At 63.0% G+C, this 17,725-nt stretch carries 16 protein-coding genes; 9 read left to right on the top strand and 7 right to left on the bottom strand.

Annotation, left to right across the window (positions count from 1 at the left end; genetic code table 11):
• Window positions 1-117: 117 nt before the first annotated feature.
• The 9 genes from AYM40_RS31725 to AYM40_RS31685 all read left to right on the top strand — a co-directional run bounded on the left by AYM40_RS31725 (window position 118) and on the right by AYM40_RS31685 (window position 8,567).
• A complete protein-coding gene (locus AYM40_RS31725) occupies window positions 118-540 on the top strand; it encodes a MarR family winged helix-turn-helix transcriptional regulator (protein WP_063499946.1) in 423 nt (140 codons plus the stop codon).
• A gap of 80 nt (window positions 541-620) precedes the next feature.
• A complete protein-coding gene (locus tag AYM40_RS31720; RefSeq protein ID WP_063499945.1) occupies window positions 621-1,043 on the top strand; it encodes a MarR family winged helix-turn-helix transcriptional regulator in 423 nt (140 codons plus the stop codon).
• Window positions 1,044-1,131: 88 nt separating this feature from the next.
• The gene (locus AYM40_RS31715) at window positions 1,132-2,232 is read left to right on the top strand and encodes an HlyD family secretion protein (RefSeq protein WP_181448443.1); all 1,101 of its coding nucleotides are present in this window, start codon (window positions 1,132-1,134) and stop codon (window positions 2,230-2,232) included.
• Window positions 2,233-2,239: 7 nt separating this feature from the next.
• Window positions 2,240-3,820 (top strand): DHA2 family efflux MFS transporter permease subunit, encoded by a 1,581-nt coding sequence (locus AYM40_RS31710; RefSeq protein WP_063499944.1) that lies wholly within the window; start codon window positions 2,240-2,242, stop codon window positions 3,818-3,820.
• Window positions 3,821-3,830: 10 nt separating this feature from the next.
• The gene (locus AYM40_RS31705) at window positions 3,831-5,261 is read left to right on the top strand and encodes an efflux transporter outer membrane subunit (protein ID WP_063500838.1); all 1,431 of its coding nucleotides are present in this window, start codon (window positions 3,831-3,833) and stop codon (window positions 5,259-5,261) included.
• 48 nt (window positions 5,262-5,309) lie between these two features.
• Window positions 5,310-6,494, top strand: a complete 1,185-nt coding sequence (locus AYM40_RS31700; protein ID WP_063499943.1) for a thiolase family protein — start codon at window positions 5,310-5,312, stop codon at window positions 6,492-6,494.
• A gap of 130 nt (window positions 6,495-6,624) precedes the next feature.
• Window positions 6,625-7,014, top strand: coding sequence for a cytidine deaminase (locus AYM40_RS31695; RefSeq protein ID WP_063499942.1), 390 nt, complete (start codon window positions 6,625-6,627; stop codon window positions 7,012-7,014).
• A 258-nt stretch (window positions 7,015-7,272) separates the two neighbouring features.
• Complete coding sequence (gene panE / locus AYM40_RS31690) at window positions 7,273-8,208, top strand: 2-dehydropantoate 2-reductase (protein WP_063499941.1); 936 nt, start codon at window positions 7,273-7,275, stop codon at window positions 8,206-8,208.
• Window positions 8,209-8,267: 59 nt separating this feature from the next.
• Window positions 8,268-8,567, top strand: a complete 300-nt coding sequence (locus AYM40_RS31685; protein WP_063499940.1) for a hypothetical protein — start codon at window positions 8,268-8,270, stop codon at window positions 8,565-8,567.
• Window positions 8,568-8,753: 186 nt separating this feature from the next.
• Here the strand turns inward: AYM40_RS31685 and AYM40_RS31680 are convergent, their stop codons facing one another.
• The 7 genes from AYM40_RS31680 to AYM40_RS31650 form a co-directional block, all read right to left on the bottom strand.
• The gene (locus AYM40_RS31680) at window positions 8,754-10,343 is read right to left on the bottom strand and encodes an OprD family outer membrane porin (protein ID WP_063499939.1); all 1,590 of its coding nucleotides are present in this window, start codon (window positions 10,341-10,343) and stop codon (window positions 8,754-8,756) included.
• Between the two features lie 177 nt (window positions 10,344-10,520).
• Entirely contained in the window at window positions 10,521-11,609 is a 1,089-nt protein-coding gene (locus AYM40_RS31675; protein WP_063499938.1) for an ABC transporter ATP-binding protein, read from the bottom strand.
• A complete protein-coding gene (locus AYM40_RS31670) occupies window positions 11,606-12,601 on the bottom strand; it encodes an ABC transporter ATP-binding protein (RefSeq protein ID WP_063499937.1) in 996 nt (331 codons plus the stop codon). The genes AYM40_RS31675 and AYM40_RS31670 overlap by 4 nt, the downstream gene beginning before the upstream one ends.
• A 1-nt stretch (window position 12,602) precedes the next feature.
• Complete coding sequence (locus AYM40_RS31665; RefSeq protein WP_063499936.1) at window positions 12,603-13,517, bottom strand: ABC transporter permease; 915 nt, start codon at window positions 13,515-13,517, stop codon at window positions 12,603-12,605.
• A 3-nt stretch (window positions 13,518-13,520) separates the two neighbouring features.
• Window positions 13,521-14,459 carry an ABC transporter permease subunit gene (locus AYM40_RS31660; RefSeq protein ID WP_063499935.1) on the bottom strand — a complete coding sequence of 313 codons (939 nt, stop codon included), beginning with the start codon at window positions 14,457-14,459 and terminating at the stop codon, window positions 13,521-13,523.
• A 16-nt stretch (window positions 14,460-14,475) separates the two neighbouring features.
• A complete protein-coding gene (locus tag AYM40_RS31655) occupies window positions 14,476-16,092 on the bottom strand; it encodes a peptide ABC transporter substrate-binding protein (protein WP_063499934.1) in 1,617 nt (538 codons plus the stop codon).
• A 183-nt stretch (window positions 16,093-16,275) separates the two neighbouring features.
• Window positions 16,276-16,848: a cupin domain-containing protein gene (locus AYM40_RS31650; protein ID WP_063499933.1), complete on the bottom strand. Its 573-nt coding sequence runs from the start codon at window positions 16,846-16,848 to the stop codon at window positions 16,276-16,278.
• Window positions 16,849-17,725: the final 877 nt, after the last annotated feature.

Genomic DNA, 17,725 nt, shown 5'->3' with positions numbered 1-17,725 from the left:
CCGGCTGATTGTTCCCTTTCAGGAGCAGACCGCACACCGATCCGACGATTTTTGCGAGGCACTTCCTGCGCGAAAGTGAGCTTGACTATGTGTGTATGCACATATACACTGCCCACCATGACCCGTCCTCTCTCTTACGACGAATGCAACTGTTTCGCGCTGCGCCAGGCGGCCCGGCACGTCACGCAAATCTACGAGCGCCATCTGGGCCAGGTGGGGTTAACGGCTGCGCAGTTCACGATTCTCGCCAAGCTCGCGCGCACGCCGAACCTGCCGATGGTGGACCTAGCGGACGCCATGGTCATGGAGCGCACCACGCTGCTCCGCGCCATGAAGCCATTGCAGCGTGACGGGCTGGTGGTCGCCGAATCGGCGGAGCATGACGGCCGCACGTTTCTGTTCAGTCTCACGGAGAAGGGCGCAACGACCTTCGATCAGGCCACCATCGCATGGCGTGCCGCGCAGGACGAGTTCGAGGAAAAGTTCGGTCACGCGCGCGCCAAGGCGCTGCGCTCCGAGCTCTTCAGCATCACCGGATAGACAACGCGTATGCGCTCGTTCCGACGAGCTTTGGCACGTCTGATTATGTGCATACGCACACGCAAAAAGGAGGCGCAGCGATGGAAGGGCTCTTCGACGACGACTGCTTTGCGATCCGCCAGGCCGCACGTTATATGTCGCAGCTTTACGACCGCCATCTGGAGAAAGTTGGCCTCACCATCACGCAGTATTCGCTGATGGGGCGCCTGGAGCGCACCGGTCTGATGACCATGAAGCAGCTGGCCGAAGCCATGCACATGCAGCGCACCACGCTGGTCCGCACGATCCAGCCGCTGCGGCGCAACGGACTGGTGTCGAGCGAGGCCCTCGGGGCGGACGCGCGGGCGTTGTCGATTGCGCTGACGGCAGCCGGCGAAGCGCGTTTGCAAGCAGGGCGCAAGCATTGGCATGCGGCACAAGCCGAATTCGAGGATCGCTTCGGCGAGCAGCGCGCGGCGGCAATGCGTTCCGAGTTGTTCGCCATCACAAGCGATTCCATTTGAATCAGCCCGCATGGAGCGGGTCAAGTCCGGCGCAGTACAACGCGCCATTGTTTTTTGCTCAGCTAGTGCATACGCACATACGAACATCATGTCCACTACACTCTCGACTATTGCACCGCCTAGCGTGGCAAACGCTGCCAAACCGGCGCGGCGCATTCCGTGGATGCTGCTCGCGATCATCACGGTGCTCGCCGTGCTGGCGCTTGCCGCGTCGTACTGGTTCTTCGTCGGCCGCTTTGTCGAAACGACGGACGATGCCTACGTCGGCGGGGATGTGACCGTGATGTCGCCGAAGGTGAACGGCTTCGTCACGGACGTGCTGGTGCACGACAACCAGTTCGTCCACGCGAATCAGGTGTTGATCCGGCTCGATGCGCGCGATTACGACGCTCGCCTCGCCCAAGCGAGTGCGGAGGTGGAGAGCGCGCAAGCCGCTGTCACCGAGTTGCGGGCGAAAAAGTCCTTGCAGCTCGCCACGATCAACGAGCAGGCCGCCGAGGTTCGCGCGTCCGGCGCGGAGTTGACGCGCAGCGCCGCCGATCAGACGCGCTATCGCGAACTGGTGAAGGACGACGCGGTATCGAACCAGGTCGTGGAACGCGCGGACGCCGATTTCTCGAAGGCGCATGCCGCGGTCGACCGCAGCAGCGCAGCGTTGATTGCCGCACAACGGCAGATCGCCGTGCTCGACGCGCAGATCGGCGATGCCGAGGCGCGCATCGCCACCGCACAGGCGGCGCAGCGGGTCGCGGCATTGAATGTGGAGTACACCACGATCCGCTCGCCGATCGACGGTTACGTCGGCAATCGCACCGCGCGCGTCGGCCTGCTGGCGAACACGGGCGTGTCGCTGCTGACCGTGGTGCCGTCGAGCGGGCTGTGGATCGATGCCAACTTCAAGGAAGACCAGCTGAAGAAGATGCACGTTGGCGACGGCGTCGACGTGGATCTCGATGCGTCGAGCAAACGGATTCACGGCGTGGTTGAGAGTCTCGCGCCGGCGACCGGCGCGACCTTCAGCGTGTTACCGGCGGAGAACGCCACCGGCAACTTCACGAAGATCGTGCAGCGCGTGCCGGTGCGCGTGCGTCTCGACGTGCCGAAGGACATGCAAGGCGTTCTGCGCCCGGGGCTCTCGGCGACGGTGAAGGTGCATGTCGAAGCCGACAACGCGCCGCCCCAGGGATAAACCCGTCATGGCTCAAGCCCCCGCCCATTTCGCCGATCCCGCCGACCAGCCGACGCGCACCAAATTCTTCGCGTTCGCCCTGATGTGCCTCGGCTTTTTCATGGCGACGCTCGATATCCAGATCGTTGCGTCCTCGCTCAAAGACATCGGCGGTGGTTTGTCCGCAAGCCAGGACGAGCTCTCGTGGGTACAGACGTCCTATCTGATCGCCGAAATTCTCGTCATTCCGATGTCGGGCTGGCTTACTCGGGTGTTTTCCACGCGCTGGCTGTTTGCGTTCTCCGCACTCGGCTTTACGATCACCAGCATGCTGTGCGGTCTCGCATGGGACATCAATTCGATGATCCTGTTTCGCGGTCTGCAGGGTGCGCTCGGCGCGGCGATGATCCCGACCGTTTTCACCACCGCGTTCGTGCTGTTTCCGGGCAAACAGCGCCTGATTGCGTCCACCACTATCGGCGCGCTGGCCACGCTCGCGCCGACCATCGGTCCGGTGATAGGCGGCTGGATCACGGCGCAATGGTCCTGGCATTGGCTGTTTTATCTGAACCTCGTGCCGGGTCTCGCCGTGACGCTGATGGTGCCGAAATACGTTCGCATCGACGAGGCCGATCTTTCGCTGCTGAAAAAAGGCGACTACCTCGGCATCCTGCTGATGTCCGGCTTTCTCGGCTGCCTCGAATATGTGCTGGAAGAAGGCCCGCGCAAGAACTGGTTCGGCGACGACGTGATCGTGCTGTGCACGTGGGTGTCGGCGATCTGCGGTTTTCTGTTCCTCGTGCATGCATTCACCGCGAAAGACCCGATCGTCGATTTGCGCGCGCTGGCGATTCGCAACTTCGGCATCGGCAGTCTGCTGTCGTTCATCACCGGGATCGGGATTTTCTGCACGGTGTTTTTGACGCCGGTGTTCCTGTCGCGTGTGCGTGGTTTCGATTCGCTGCAGATCGGCTTGGCGCTGCTATCGGTCGGCTGCTTTCAGTTGCTTGCGCTGGCGGCGTACTCGACGCTGGCTCGTGTCATCGATATGCGCTTGCTGATGGTGTTCGGACTTGTTCTGTTCGGTGTCGGGTGCTATCTCTACGTGCCGTTGACCAGTCAGTGGGGCTGGAAGGAACTGCTGGTACCGCAAGCGTTGCGCGGCATCGGCCAGCAGTTTTGTATTCCGCCTATCGTCACGATGGCGCTCGGCTCTTTGCCGACTTCGCGGCTGCGCTCGGCGAGCGGCCTGTTCAATCTGATGCGCAATCTGGGCGGTGCGATTGGCATCGCAGTGAGCAGCACGATGCTCAACGATCGTTTGAATCTCCACTATGAGCGGCTCGACGAGCATTTGAGCGCGGGCCGGCCGGTGGTCGAATCGATTTTGCGGCAGCAAAGCGCGCACTTCGCGGCAGTCGGCGGCGATGCGCTGAATGCGGCTAACGCAGGACTCGGAGAGTTGCATGCGCTGCTGATGCGTGAAGCGCTCGTGCTCACGTTCTCGGACACGTTTTTTGTGCTGTCGCTCTGCTTTGTCGCCGGTTTGTTGAGCGTGCTGTTCTCGCATCCGTTTGGCAATACCGCACCGCCGCCCGATGCTCATTGAGGAATTCAGCGTGAAACCAATCGTTATCAAAGTACTCGCAAGCGCGGCGCTACTGACGCTCGCGGCATGCGCCGTGCAACCCGAAACACATGCGGACCTGCAGCATACGGTGCAGGCCGTCGCACCGACCGCGTGGAATGTCGATGCTCCTCAGGACAGCGTAAGCGCCGATACATGGTGGGCGCAATTCGGCGATCCTGTCATGCATCGGCTGGTGGAGTCGGTGCTGACAGGCAATCTCGACGTGCAGGCCGCCGTGGAGCGCGTCAAGCAGGCGCAGGATCTCGCGACGCAAAATCGCGCGGCATTGCTGCCGGAGTTGAACGCCAGCGCGACCGCTTCCGACTCTCGCCAGAACACGCCGCCGCCGCTCGGCTATGTGCGTCAGGCCGGTGTTGGCCTGACGGCTAGCTGGATGCCGGATGTCTTCGGCGGCGAACGTCTTGCTGTTCTCGCAGCACAGGCGCAAGTGTCGGGTCGGCAGGCGGCCTTGAACCAGCTGCGCCTCGCACTCGCGGCGAACACAGCGGCGGCATATATCGACCTGCGCTGGGCGCAATCGCAATTGCAGATTCTCAGCGACAACGAACAGATCCGCGCCCGCGCTTTGAAACTCACGCAGGAGCGCTTGCATTACGGACTGTCGACGCAACTCGACGTCGCACGGGCACAGAACCAGCTAGAGGACTTGCAGGCGCAGATCCCACGCGTGCAGTCGGCCGTGCAGCATCAACTGAGTCTGATCGCGGTGTATTCGGGGCGCACGCCGGAGAGCGTCGACGGCTTGCTGCTGGCCAATGCACGCGACATCCCGGTGCCTGCGCAAAGCGTGCCGCAGACGCTGCCGTCCGAGGCACTGTTGCAGCGGCCCGACGTGCGCAATGCCTACGCCACGGTCGAACAGCGCGCGGCGGAAGTGGGGGTGTCAAAAGCGCAGCGCTATCCGCAGTTCAGGCTCAATCTCGCCGACGGCCTGCTGGCCTCGTCCTACCTTGGCTTGCCGACGCTGACGGATAACCTCTTCAGCGCGGCATTGAACGCGACGAGTCCGATCTTCAACGCCGGCCGGATCACCGCGAACATCGACGCGAGCGAGAGCCGGATGCGCGAATCGCAACTCGGCCTGCAGCAAGCCATGCTGCAGGCGCTCAAGGAAATCGAGGATAACCGTAGCGACCTGGTGAATGGCGCGGTGCAGGTGCAACGCCTGGGCGGTGCGCTCGATGCATCGGACCATGCGCTGCATCTGTCGAGCGAGCTCTACAAGGGCGGCGCGACGGATTTCCTTGATGTGCTCGCCGCGCAGGAGGCGTATCTGCGCGATGCGGAATCGTTGAATCAGGCCAAACGCGAGCATGCGCTCGCGGCGGTGGCGTTGTACCGCTCGCTGGGCGGTGGGTGGGATGTCCCCGCCACGATCACGGCGGCATCGGCGAATTGATGCGAGTGGATGTGGCGACGAAAGTAGTAGTCCAACTGGAGATGAACGATGAGTAAGCGAGAAGTGGTGATTTGCAATCCGGTGAGAACGCCGATCGGCGCATTCGGCGGATCGCTGAAAGAGGTGCCCGCAACGGAACTCGGCGCGGTCGCGGTGCGTGAGACGTTGCGGCGCAGCGGCCTCGATCCGGCCGCGTTGGCCTCGGTGGTGATGGGCAACGTGATTCAGGCCGGCAACAGGATGAATCCGGCGCGCCAGGCATCGATTGGCGGCGGCGTGCCGGTAGCCGTGCCAGCATTGACGGTCAATCGGGTGTGCGGTTCGGGCGCGCAGGCGATTGCGTCCGCGGCCCAGGAAATCTGGCTTGGCCTCGGCGATGCAGCCGTGGCCGGCGGCATGGAAAACATGGACCGCGCGCCGTATCTGCTCGACGGCGGCCGCTGGGGCTACCGCATGGGCAACGCGCAAATCCATGACAGCCTGCTGCGCGACGGCCTGAACGACGCGTTTTCCGGCGAGCATTCCGGCTGGCACACCGAAGACCTCGTCACGCAGTTCGACCTCACGCGCGAAACGCAGGACCGTTGGGCCGCGCGTTCGCAACAGCGGTTTGCCGAAGCGCAGGCGCGCGGCGATTTCAACGCTGAACTGGCCGCGGTCGAAGTCCAGGGGCGCAAAGGTCCGCAGCATTTTACGAGCGATGAACAGCCGCGCCCGGATACCACCGTCGAAACGCTCGCCAGACTGCGTCCGGCATTCCGTCCGGACGGCACGATTACCGCAGGCAACGCGCCGGGCTTGAACAGCGGAGCCGCCGCCATGCTGGTCGCTGAACGCGGGTTCGCCGAGGCGCGCGGCATCGAGCCATTCGCGCGGCTGGTGGCGTATGGCGTCGCGGCCGTGGAGCCGGGCATGTTCGGTCTCGGTCCGGTGCCGGCTGTGCAAATGGCCTTGGCCCGCGCAGGTTGGCAACTCGAGGACGTCGAACGCTTCGAGATCAATGAAGCCTTCGCCGCCGTGCCGCTCGCGGTGGCGCGCAAACTCGGCATCGCGGAAGAACTGATCAACGTGCAAGGCGGTGCGATCGCGCACGGTCATCCGATCGGCGCAACCGGTGCGGTATTGACGACGCGCCTGCTGCATTCGATGCGCCGCGACGGCCTGAAGCGCGGCGTCGTCACGTTGTGTATCGGCGGTGGGCAGGGGATCGCGCTGGCGCTGGAAGTGATCTGAGATCGGCTGCTGTGGCGCGTTGCGGTGCCGGGCATCGCAGCGCGCTGCTGCCATTCTGATGTGAGCGCGGCCGGCCTGCAGGCACTCGATCCGTGTACCCTTGCTATCCTGTCGAAGGGAGGATCGTTGCATGAACATGGAACAACTGCTGGAACGTGCGAGGGCCGCGCGAGAAAAGGCCTATGCGCCGTATTCGAAGTTCAAGGTCGGCGCCGCGCTGCTGACCCGGGACGGCACCGTGTTCGACGGCTGCAACGTGGAGAACGCCTCGTACGGACTGTGTAATTGCGCTGAACGTACGGCGTTTTTCAGCGCGATTGCCGCGGGCTATCAGCGCGACCAGTTCGCCGCGCTTGCCGTGATCGGCGATACGGATGGACCGATCGCACCCTGCGGCGCGTGCCGCCAGGTGATCATCGAACTGGGCGGTCCTGAATTGCCGATCCGGCTCGGCAATCTGCAGGGCGCCACCCGCGACACCACCGCGCGTGAACAATTGCCGGACGCGTTCTATTTGTGAGCAAGCACAAGGTTATCTCCGACACCGCCCCCGGTGTGGACGATGCAGGACGGCTGGTGGCGCGCCAATTGATCTGACATAAGAACAATACGGAAATAACGCGGCCACGGTGCGTCGCAGCAAACCGGCCCGACAGGTATGGCCGATGCACATCGTCAATCTTTGCTACATTTCTGCAAGCGTGCTGCGTACGCAGTCCTCGAAGCCTTTTGCTTCTCGACCCGGCGCGTGTGACCCAAATTTATCAAGAGGCAAAAGATGCGAATTCTAGTCGTAGGGGCGGGTGCCGTGGGCGGCTACTTCGGTGGACGTCTTGCAGCGGCGGGCCAGGACGTGACCTTTCTCGTGCGCCCAGGCCGCGCGGAAAAACTCGCGCGTGACGGTCTCGTCATCAACAGCGTGCGCGGCAATCTCACGTTGCACGACGTCAAGACGATACTCGCCGGTGTTGGCGCGGAGCCGTTCGATCTGGTGCTGCTCAGTTGCAAAGCCTACAGTCTCGACGATGCGATCGATTCGTTTGCACCGCTGGTCGGCGAATCGACGCTGATTCTGCCGATGCTCAATGGCATGCGCCATCTCGACGTGCTCAAGGAAAAGTTCGGTGCGTCACGCGTACTGGGCGGTCAATGCGTCATTGCAGCGACGCTCAGCCCCGAGCAGCAGATCATGCATCTGAACGACATTCACGCGATTACTTTCGGTGAACTGGAAGGCGGCACGTCCGAGCGTGTAGAGGCGATTGCGGACGCGATGGCCGGCGCGAATTTCGATACCGTGGTCAGCGACAACATCCTGCTGCGCATGTGGGAAAAGTGGGTGTTCCTGGCCACGCTGGCGGCCAGTACGTGCCTGATGCGCGGTTCGGTTGGCGATATTCTGGCTGCGCCGGATGGCAAGCGTATCATCGAAAACCTGCTCGGCGAGTGCCGTGGCGTCGCGGAGCACAACGGCTTCTCGATGGACCTGGACTTCGACGCTCGCGCTACCCAAACGCTCTTTACACCGTCGCCGCTGACGGCTTCGATGTTGCGCGACGTGGAAAGCCACTCGCATACCGAGGCGGATCACATCCTCGGCGATCTGATCTCGCGCGGCGGCGATGCGCAAAAGGGCGAGCACGGCTTGTCGCTGCTGCGGATTGCCTATAGTCATCTGAAGACGTATGAAACGAGGCAGGCCCGTACGTCCTGAATGACCTGAACGCGGGCGATGGGGACGGCCACAGCAGCCTAACGTTTCGGAGGTGAAGCATGCCGAGTCCAATCGGATCCGTACCCGCGCTCAGTGCCGCCTCGGCGACGATCTTCTCGATTGGCATCGTCTTTCTCGGCTACTGGGGCCTGCACGATCAGGCGAAATGGCGAGTCTCCGACGTCTTTGTCTTCGTGTTTTCGATGATTGGCTTCGGCTGCCTCGGGCTCGTGCCGTGGATGGCGACGAGCCCGGTCGAGCCGGAAACCAGTGACGCCCGCATCCGTATTGCGCGGCACATGTTTCTTGTCGGCGTCGTGTCAATCTGGCTGAGCGTGGCGATTTCGGTGATTTTCTGACTAAACACGGCAGTGAGGCTTAAAATTCGCTTCGGCTGTATGGTCGAACTGCGCTGACGACGCCATCTGTCTTCAGGACGTAAAGGAAGCTCGTCATCCGGCGCGTGCAGGTGTGCCCCCGCCACACCTGCACAAGAAAGAGAACGGTTTCAATGCGCTTACGCACAGGACCTGGAACCCCGCGGCTCAGAACACCTTCACCGGCACATTCACCACCAGCCGGTACTCCATATTGTTGCCGTCGGAGTAATAGCGCGAGGCGTTGTGCCACATCGCGATGAACGTGACCTTCGTGTCCTTGAAACGCCCGCTTTGCAGCGTATAGCTCGGAATGAAACCGAACTCGTGATGGTGCCCGTGCACCGGTTCGCCGTTCTTCCAGTACAGATCGTGCAGCGGCGCCGACGCCGAAGCATTATCCGCGGCGCCGGCCGACGCATCCGCCCCCCACCCATACTCGCCCCAGAACATCGCCTTGAGCCCCGGCACGCCGGCGTATTTGCCGTCGAACGTGTAGCGCAATTGCAGCGACTGCTCATGCGGCGCGTTGTAGTCGACGTCCATCGAGTTGGTCAGGTAGATACCGTTGGTCTCGTTGACGTAGTCGAAGAACTGGTCGCCGAGCACCTGCTGGTAGCCGAGCAGCAGTGCGTGCGGGCCGTGCTGTGCGGAGACCGACAGGCTGTACGCGTTGTTGTTGATATGCCCCTGGCGCGATGCGCCGGTGTCGTGCGTCGAATAGATGTTCGCGAGACCGCTCCACTTGATGGTGGTGGGGTCGCCGAACGACTGCGCTACCGAGCCGTAGTACTGACGCCAGACGTCGTCGGCCTGGTCGACATACAGCGCCATTTCGCCGTTCTTCGCGTAGTGCCACGTGCCGCCGACGTAGGTCAGGCGGTCGATGCGCGTGCCGCCGTACGAGGTGGTCAGATTGGTCAGGTTCGTGTGGCCGCGTGCGTCGACTTTGGTGAAACTGCCGGCCTCCAGCGTCGTATGAACCAGATCGTTGCTGACCATCGACACACCGAGGAAAGTCGGCGGCAACGCGCGGTTGTCGTGCGGTTCGAGGAAGGGGTTGGTGACGGACTGCAGGCCGTACTTCACGACCGTTTCCGAAATGCGCCCCTTGATGTCATACATGCCGGGATAGGCCCACGCGAGCTGTTGCGAGCCGCCGCCGTCCTTGCCCACGTGCACCATGTTGCCCGCGCCGTTGCCGCCGTCGAGTTTGAGAGCGGCGAACAGTGACGCGTCAACGCCAAACCCTACCGGGCCTTGCGTGAAGCCGGATTCATAGTTGGCTTGCGCGCCCTGAACCCACGCGTGGCGATAGATCGCGGTGGGCGCCTGGAAGTAGTCGGCGTAGTTGCGCAACTGCAGGTTGAGATGGCTATCGGCGATAAAGCCCTTACTCGCCGCCTGGCTCGATGGCGGCGTGGGCGGCGTGACTGTCTGGTCGGCCTCCGCGTTGACGACGGCGTTGGTGGTGTCGGGTTGATCGTTGCGCACCTGGCCGCCCTGGTCCGCTCTGCGCTTGCCGGATGGATTGGATTGCGAATCTTGCGACGCGGGCGTTGCTTGCGACCGTTGCGTAGGAGAGGGAAACGTTTGCGCGAGTGTTTGAGTTTTCGTCGCATCGGAGGTGGGCTCCAATACGGCGTCATCGGCGTAGGCGCTCGCGCCGATGGTCAGCGCGGGCAGCGTGAAGGCGCAGTAAAAGAAGGTGGCTGCGCTAGATTTTTTTGACCGCTTTTTTGTTCGGCTATCTTTCATGGCGTACGTCTCTGTTATTTTGGTGAATCTTTGGCTGGCGGTTAGCCAGTCCACGCTTATCGTTCGTCCCGCTGATGGCGGGACGAACGAATCCAACGGCGCGACGACCCGCCGCGCCGGGGAATTCGGTTTTAAATTTCCAGACTGGTTTCTTTAGCGTTGCCCCAAGGGGACTTCCTACAGGGCGCCCCCCGAGGGGACTTCCTTCGGTGCGCCCCCCAGGAGAACTTCCTGCGGGGCGCCATTCACGCGAATGCACGCGACGCGTGTTGCGCTCGCACCGTGCGTGACTGGCTGCGGAATCTCGCTGGCGCAGGCCTCGATCGCATCCGGGCAGCGCGTGCGAAACGCGCAACCGGAGGGTGGGCTGAGCGGCGACGCAATCTCGCCGCGCAACAGCAGATGACGGCGTGCGCGTTCAACCGCCGGATCGGGCACCGGTACCGCCGACAGCAACGCGCGGGTGTACGGATGACGCGGCGTGCCATACACGTCGCGCTTGTCGCCGAACTCCATCACACGACCCAGATACATCACCAGCACGCGGTGGCTGATCGCCTTGACGACCGCGAGGTCGTGCGCGACGAACAGCAGCGACAGCGACAACTCGCGCTGCAGATCGCGCAACAGGTTGACGATTTGCGCCTGGATCGAGACGTCGAGCGCCGACACAGGCTCGTCGCAGATCACGAGTTGCGGTTCGCCGATCAACGCGCGTGCAATCCCGACGCGCTGACACTGGCCGCCGGAAAACTCATGCGGATAGCGGCGCAGATGCTGCGCGTTGAGGCCGACGCGTTCGAGCATTGTCAGAACGCGCCGTTGCACGTCGGCGCGGGCGATGTCCTGGCCATGCGTGAGCAAGGGTTCGGCGACGATCTGTTCGATCGTCATGCGCGGATCGAGCGAGGCGAGCGGGTCCTGGAAAATCATCTGCACGTCGCGGCGCAAGCGCGAGGTATCGCGGCGCGCGTCCGGCCGCACGGTTTCCTGGTCGAGCCAGCGCACGCTGCCGCTCGCCACTGGCGCGAGGCCGATGATGGCGCGTGCGAGCGTGGATTTGCCACAACCCGATTCGCCGACGAGGCCCACGGTTTCGCCGCGCCGCACGCTGAAGGACACCCCGTCCACCGCGCGCAGCGTGGCCTTGCCGGACCACGGAAAACCACCGCGCGGCACACCGAATTGCACCTTGAGATTGTCGACCGACAACAGTGTCGCCGGACCTTGACCCTGGCCTCGGCTTGCAATGGAAGCGGCATTCATACGTGTTGTACCTCCATGATTTCCTGCACCGGCCGGTGGCAAGCGCGCAACGCGCCGGCAGCGGCCGGCGACGCCGTGAGCGCAGGCCGCGACTCGCGGCACCGATCGCTGCAATATGTGCAGCGCGGTGCGAATGCGCAACCCTGGCCGATTTCGCCGGGCAACGGCGGGTTGCCGGGAATGGTTTGCAGCGGACGGTCATCGTCGTCGGTCAGGCGCGGCAGCGCGTTCAGCAGACCGATCGTGTACGGATGCGTCGGCGCGGCGAACAGCGTGGCGGCGCTCGCCTGCTCGACGGTCTGGCCGGCGTACATCACCATCACGTCGTCGCACAAGCCGGCCACGACGCCCATGTCGTGCGTGATCAGAATGATCGCGGTGCCGCGTTCGCGATTCAGTTCGCGCAGCAACTCGATGATCTGCGCCTGCACGGTCACGTCGAGCGCGGTGGTCGGCTCGTCGGCGATCAGGATTTCCGGCTCGGAGAGCAGGGCCATGGCGATCATCACGCGTTGCCGCATGCCGCCGGAAAACTCGTGCGGATACATGTTGATGCGCCGTGCGGCATCGGGAATGCGCACGGTTTCGAGCGTTTCGATGGCGCGGCGGCGTGCTTCGCGGCGCGACATCTTGCGATGCAGTTGCAGCGTCTCGGTCATCTGCCGTTCGATCGTCAGGAACGGGTTGAGCGAGGTCATCGGGTCCTGAAAGATCATGCCGATGCGGTCGCCGCGGATCCTGTTCAACGCGGCTTCGTTCATCGTCAGCAGGTTTTCGCCGCGATAGGTCGCAGCGCCCGACACCTTGCCGTTGCCGGCCAGCAGGCCGAGCAGCGCCATCACCGTCTGGCTCTTGCCCGAGCCCGATTCGCCGACGATGCCGAGCGTGCGGCCCGCTTCGAGCGAAAACGATACGCGCTGCACCGCGTCGACGGGTGCGCCCTCGCGGCGCGTGAAGCGCACGCTCAGGTCTTTGACTTCGAGTAGCGGCATATCAGCGGTCCTTCGGATCGAATGCGTCGCGCAGACCGTCGCCGACGAAATTCACGCAATACAAGGTGACGCACAGCATCACCGCCGGGCACAGCAGCAGCCAGGGCATCGACTCGAGCTTCTGCGCGCCGTCCTGAATCAGCACGCCCCAGCTCGTCATGGGTTCCTGCACGCCGAGGCCAAGGAACGACAGCACCGATTCGGTCAGCACGATGTTGGGCACCGTCACGCTGGCATACACCACCACCACGCCGAGCAGATTCGGCACGATGTGGCGCGCAATGATCGACGGCGAACGGACGCCGATTGCCCGGGCGGCGTCGATGAATTCGCGCGAGCGCAGCGACAGTGTCTGGCCGCGCACCACGCGCGCCATGTCGAGCCACGAGAACGCGCTAATCGTCAGCACGACCAGATAGAACGCGCGGCCGAACATCGTCATCATCAGAATCGCGATCAGCATGTAGGGGATCGCATACATCATGTCGACGATGCGCATCATCACCGCATCGGCACGGCCGCCCAGATAGCCGGCGGTGGCGCCATACGCCACGCCGATCAACCCGGACACCAGCGTGCCGAGCAGGCCCACTTCCAGCGACACGCGTCCGCCTTGCAGCGTGCGCGCGAGCAGGTCGCGGCCGAGCTCGTCGGTGCCGAACCAGTGCATGTTTTGCAGCGTTGGCGCGAGGCTGATTGCGCTCCAGTCGCTATCGATCGGATTGTTCGGCAGGAACCACGGACCGGCCACGCAGGCAATCACGATCAGCAGCAAGATGACAAAGCCGGAAAACGCCGCGCGATTGCGCACGAAGCGCAGCGCGGCGGTGGCGAGCGGTCCGCGCGAGCGCGGCGCCCTTGCGATGGCCGCGAGCGGATCGAGCGCCGCGGCAGTCGATTGAATTGAGCGGGGCATGGATCAGTACCGGATGCGCGGATCGAGCCAGGCGTATGCCAGATCGACCAGCAGATTGAACAGGACGGCGACCGCGGTGGTTAGCACGACGAGGCCGAGCACGAGGGTGTAGTCGCGGTTGATCGCGCCGTTGACGACCAGTTGGCCGAGGCCGGGCAGGGCGAACACCGACTCGGTGACCACCGCCGCCGTGATCGACGAGATGCAGATCGAGCCGAGCAGCGAAACCACCGGCATCAGCGCGGGCTTCAACGCATGGCGCAACACGATCGTGCGTCCCGGCAGGCCCTTGGCGCGCGCGGTGCGGATGAAGTTGCCCGACAGCACTTCGATCATGCTGCCGCGCATCACGCGAGCGATCGCGGCGACGTTGATGATGGTGAGCAGCACGATCGGCAGCACGCGGTAGCGCCACTCGCCTTCGCCCCAGCCGCCGGCCGGCAGCCAGCCGTGGCCTTCGGAGGTCTTCAGCAGGATCGCGAAGATCCACACCAGCACCGGGCCGAGCACGAACGGCGGCACCACGTTGCCGATGTTGCCGAGCACCATGACCAGGTGATCGATGAAACGGTCGCGCCGCACGGCGGCCAGCGTGCCGAGCGTCACGCCGATCACGACCGCGATCGGCACCGATACGCCGCCGACGCCGAGACTCACCGGTAAGGCCTTCCATACCAGATCGTTGACCGACCAGTCGGCGTAGCGGAACGACGGACCGAGATCGCCGTGCAGCAGCGAGCCGAGGTAGTGGAGGTACTGCAGCCACAACGGTTCGTCGAGGTGATACTTGGCGTTGAGGTTCGCGAGCACGGCCGCCGACAGGTGTTTCTCCGTGTCGAACGGGCCGCCGGGGGTGAGGTGCAGCAGCAGATAGCACGCGGTGATCACGGCGAGAATCGTCGGGATCGCCCAGAGCGTGCGGCGCAGCGTATAGGCCAGCATGACGGTGCTCCCGCGCTTAGTGCTTGATCAGATACATGTCTTGCGTGGCGCGCTGGTCGACGTAATTGGTCGATGTGTAGCCGCCCACATACGACTTGACCAGCCGGTCCGCCGAGTACTGGAAGAGCGATACCAGCGGGTAGTCGTTCATGGCCAGATCGTGCGCCTGCGAGAGCAGGGCGGTGCGCTTCGCGTCGTCGAGCTGCTGGTTGCCTTCATCGACGAGCTTGTCGACTTGCGGGTTGCAGTAGCGCTGATCGTTCTGCACGCTGTTGCAGCGGATCAGATCGAAAAACGAGTTGGCGTCGTTGTAATCGACAAACCAGCCGTCGCGCGAGGCCTGCACCTTGCCGTCGTGGCGTTGCTTGAGCAGCACTTTGTATTCGACGTTTTCGAGTTTGGCGGTCACGCCGAGCTTGGTGCGCCATTCCGACGTGGCAAACAGCGCGACCTTCTTGTGCAGGTCGTTGGTGTTGTAGGTGAGCGTGAACGTCAGCGGCTTCGCGTCCGAATAGCCTGCGGCCTTCAGCAGGTTGCGCGCGTAATCGACGCGCTTGGGCATCGGCCAGCTTGCCCACTCCGGCGTGAAGACGTTCGCGCCTTCCGTACCCTTGGCGATCAGGCCGTACATTGGCACCTCGCCGTCGGCCGTTAGACGTTTGGTCAGCAGGTCGCGGTCCAGCACCATCGCTAGCGCCTGGCGCACGCGCTTGTCCTTGAATGCCGGGTCTTCGTTGTTCAGGCTGTAGTAGTAAGTGGCGATCTGCAGGCCGGTTTTCAGTTCGGAGCCGAACTGTTTGCTCACCTGCGTGTAGATGCCCGACGGAATCGAGTACGTGTAGTCGAACTGGCCGGCCTGATACATGCGCATGGCTGTTTCGTCGTTTTCGATCGGCAGATAGGTCACTTTCGTGATCACGACCTTGCCGGCATTCCAGTACGTGCTGCTTTTGGTCGCCACCAGCCGGTTGTTCGGCTGCCAGTCGGTCAGCGTATACGGGCCGTTACCGACGAAGTTGCCCGGGCGGGTCCAGTCTCCGCCGAATTTGGTCACGGTCTCACGATTGACCGGGGCCATGGCCGGCATCGCGGTCAGTTGCGGGAAGAAGGCGGCGGGCACTTCGGTGGTGACTTCGAGCGTGTACGGATCGACGGCGCGCGCGGCGAGACTCGAGAGCGATGCCTTGCCGGCGAGAATTGCCTTGGCGTTCTTCACGAACTCGACCAGCACCGTGTATTTCGAACCCGTCTTCGGATCGAGCACGCGTTGCCACGCATAGATGAAGTCAGCCGCCGTGACCGGCTGGCCATTGCTCCAGCGCGCGTCGTGGCGCAGCTTGAAAACCCACGTAGTGGGCCCGGTGCGTGTCCACGATTGCGCGACGCCTGGCACGATCGCGCCGGCCGCGTCGATGCGCGTCAGACCTTCGAACATGTCGAGCGCGATCGTGTCGCCGGTCCAGGATTCGATATGCGCGGGGTCGAGCGATTCGGTTTCGGCCGGCACCTGGCGGGTCATCTCCTGGCTGGCAGCGAGCGTGACACCCGCGGGTACGTTGACGGCGAAGGCGGAGGGCTGAAACGTAAGGACGAGCGCGGTCAGCGCCGTCGCGTAGACGAACGGGGTTTTCATCGGTTGAGATCGCAGGAAAGGTCTAGAGAAGAACGCGCTGGCGCGCCAGGGCGCCCGGTTATCTGCGGTGCTCGGGCCGGGGCGGCCCTTGTTGCCCGTGTTGGTTGCTCGACATGCAGGATTCCTTACATTTCGTAATTCTGGCAAACCCTGACCGGATCAACCGGAAAAGGTGCCTGCCTCTTAGAACAGTCTTGGTGTGCCGACCCAGACGACTACCGACTCTTTGCGTGCGGTATTCACCCAGCTGTGCGGCACCGTCGATTCGTAATGCGCGCTGTCTCCCGCGTGCAACACGAACGTCTTGCCTTCCAGCGTCAACGACACTTCGCCGTCGATCAAATAAACAAACTCTTCCCCGGCATGCGTGGTGACTTCGGAGCGTTTCTGCCCGGGCGGCATCCTCACGAGGATCGCTTCGAGCTGACGGCCACCTGTCAGATTGGTCAGCCGTGCAAACAGATTGGCCGAGTCCGCAAAACCGAAAAACTTCAACTGATCGCCGCGGCACACCGAGCGTTCTTCGCTTGGCGTGTCGACGAAATACTGCACCGTCACCCCAAGTGCGTGGGCGATCCCGGCCAGCGAAGTGATGGACGGTGACGCCAGACCCCGTTCGACTTGTGACAAAAACGGTTTGGAAATACCTGCCGCTGTTGCCGTGTCATCCAGCGTGCGCTTGAGCCGTTGCCGCAGCGCGCGGATCTTACTGCCGAGTTCGAGTGCCGGGTTGTTCTTTTGAATTGTCGTGACCATAGCAGGAGGAAATTAGCCCGTCAAAATTTGTTTGATATAAGTAAATATGGTTTGATTGCGGTCCAGGCCGGGGCGGGGGGGCCGTTCAGCACCCGGTCGTGCAAGGGGCCGCATTTTCGGGACAACGCCCTATGTTGCCAGAACCGAAATACTCACCAGCCGTTTTGACCGGTAATCGACAAGACACTGAGAAAGTGGATGCGGTAAAGCCTGTGTATGCACAAGGGTGTCCGCATTGATGCAAGTTGCGTATCGGGAGACCTTAAAGGCATGACATTAAAGACTATTTTCAGCCACCCTCGACTTCGTAACGAAGCAATTTGGCGTGTAATAACAGGTAATTGGCGTGGTATCAGTGAATTCCCTGAGTGACGAACCGTGTTTCTATTTGCAGAATCTGCCCCGCTTGGCGGAAGGGCTCGTGTGTTTGTACTCCACACGGTGCTGGCCGCTGTTTTTCATTCCGCTTGCAGTGATCCTGCTCGACGGAGCGCTGTCCGGCACGTTCCATCCGAACGCTGGCCGGCATAAGGACATGACTATCACTGCCGATTTTTCCTGCCGCGGGCTCGGCGCCCGCCGCCCGGCGCGGCCATCTGCCGCTTGCCGGACAGCCGGCCGCCGGACAGCCGGCCGCCGGATCGCCGGTTCCCGCAATGCTTTATCATTGCGCCTGTTCCGCCTGTTCCGCCTGTTCCGCCTGCCGGAGCCGGAGTCCGGTGTGGCGCAGCATCCCCCCATCCCCCAATCCCCCAAGGGGACTTCCTGCGGGGCGGGGGACTTCCTGCGGAGCGGAGGACTGCCTGCGGGGCGTCCCCCGAGGAGAGTTCCTGCGGGGCGCATCGCGTGGCGGGCCTCTATCCCATCCCCTGGTTTT

This window comes from Paraburkholderia phytofirmans OLGA172 (assembly GCF_001634365.1).
Lineage (GTDB): Bacteria > Pseudomonadota > Gammaproteobacteria > Burkholderiales > Burkholderiaceae > Paraburkholderia.
Note: the sequence above shows the minus strand (reverse complement) of the source record. Positions and strands in the feature narration are given on the sequence as shown.

Excerpts from the sequence above, each read along its gene's own strand:
- AYM40_RS31725 (WP_063499946.1), top strand. The coding sequence starts at position 118 with ATGACCCGTCCTCTCTCTTACGACGAATGCAACTGTTTCGCGCTGCGC.
- AYM40_RS31720 (WP_063499945.1), top strand. The coding sequence starts at position 621 with ATGGAAGGGCTCTTCGACGACGACTGCTTTGCGATCCGCCAGGCCGCA.
- AYM40_RS31715 (WP_181448443.1), top strand. The coding sequence starts at position 1,132 with ATGTCCACTACACTCTCGACTATTGCACCGCCTAGCGTGGCAAACGCT.
- AYM40_RS31710 (WP_063499944.1), top strand. The coding sequence starts at position 2,240 with ATGGCTCAAGCCCCCGCCCATTTCGCCGATCCCGCCGACCAGCCGACG.
- AYM40_RS31700 (WP_063499943.1), top strand. The coding sequence starts at position 5,310 with ATGAGTAAGCGAGAAGTGGTGATTTGCAATCCGGTGAGAACGCCGATC.
- AYM40_RS31695 (WP_063499942.1), top strand. The coding sequence starts at position 6,625 with ATGAACATGGAACAACTGCTGGAACGTGCGAGGGCCGCGCGAGAAAAG.
- panE (WP_063499941.1), top strand. The coding sequence starts at position 7,273 with ATGCGAATTCTAGTCGTAGGGGCGGGTGCCGTGGGCGGCTACTTCGGT.
- AYM40_RS31685 (WP_063499940.1), top strand. The coding sequence starts at position 8,268 with ATGCCGAGTCCAATCGGATCCGTACCCGCGCTCAGTGCCGCCTCGGCG.
- AYM40_RS31680 (WP_063499939.1), bottom strand. The coding sequence starts at position 10,343 with ATGAAAGATAGCCGAACAAAAAAGCGGTCAAAAAAATCTAGCGCAGCC.
- AYM40_RS31675 (WP_063499938.1), bottom strand. The coding sequence starts at position 11,609 with ATGAATGCCGCTTCCATTGCAAGCCGAGGCCAGGGTCAAGGTCCGGCG.
- AYM40_RS31670 (WP_063499937.1), bottom strand. The coding sequence starts at position 12,601 with ATGCCGCTACTCGAAGTCAAAGACCTGAGCGTGCGCTTCACGCGCCGC.
- AYM40_RS31665 (WP_063499936.1), bottom strand. The coding sequence starts at position 13,517 with ATGCCCCGCTCAATTCAATCGACTGCCGCGGCGCTCGATCCGCTCGCG.
- AYM40_RS31660 (WP_063499935.1), bottom strand. The coding sequence starts at position 14,459 with ATGCTGGCCTATACGCTGCGCCGCACGCTCTGGGCGATCCCGACGATT.
- AYM40_RS31655 (WP_063499934.1), bottom strand. The coding sequence starts at position 16,092 with ATGAAAACCCCGTTCGTCTACGCGACGGCGCTGACCGCGCTCGTCCTT.
- AYM40_RS31650 (WP_063499933.1), bottom strand. The coding sequence starts at position 16,848 with ATGGTCACGACAATTCAAAAGAACAACCCGGCACTCGAACTCGGCAGT.